Origin of the sequence: Arsenophonus sp. ENCA, from assembly GCF_002287155.1 — a bacterium.
Classification (GTDB): Bacteria; Pseudomonadota; Gammaproteobacteria; order Enterobacterales; family Enterobacteriaceae; genus Arsenophonus; species Arsenophonus nilaparvatae.
Genome location: NZ_NHNG01000744.1, coordinates 1 through 536, shown reverse-complemented (window position 1 = coordinate 536; position 536 = coordinate 1). Strand labels below are relative to the sequence as shown.

Sequence of the window (536 nt, the reverse complement as noted above, 5' to 3'; positions counted from 1 at the left end):
AAGTGCGTGTTTTTTGTTTTTCCATCAGAATCTTTATCATAAATACGATAGTCAATAGGAATTGATTCAACACTTGTCAGATCATGCCAAAGCAAATTAACCAAACCTATGCCAGCAATAACATCATGCTTATTACCTGAATATTGATAATGAACCATCTCTATTTTTCTACTACGTGTTTTGGCAATCAATGTATCATCGGCAATTAGTACACAAGGGCTTTTTTTGTCTATAGAAGGTTCAACTAATCGCCATAGGTCTTTAGAGGCTGTCGCAAAAGGGGTGGAATTTTTTTTTCAACAATATCCCACCGTGCAGATTTTCTCTTTTTCTGATTTTAGTTTGTACAAATAATAGACTGAAAATCATCCATAATATCAGAGCAACCGCTCTTGATAAGTTATAGGCCATTGCATGCAGGGTAAATTCGAGCTTTACCGCTAATAATCCCTTACGCCGGAAACGTTCCAAACCCTGAATTCCCCGCAATGCTGAAAACACAGGTTCAACCATGCTCTTTCGCTGATTCAAGATTT

1 protein-coding gene and 1 pseudogene are annotated in these 536 nt (G+C 37.1%); both read right to left on the bottom strand.

What is annotated here, in order from left to right:
• A pseudogene (locus CBG25_RS19365) lies at nt 1–233 on the bottom strand (hypothetical protein); the annotation flags it as partial.
• 28 nt (nt 234–261) lie between these two features.
• Nucleotides 262–536: transposase (locus CBG25_RS19360; protein ID WP_290607940.1), on the bottom strand; the 275-nt coding region annotated here is incomplete at its 5' end.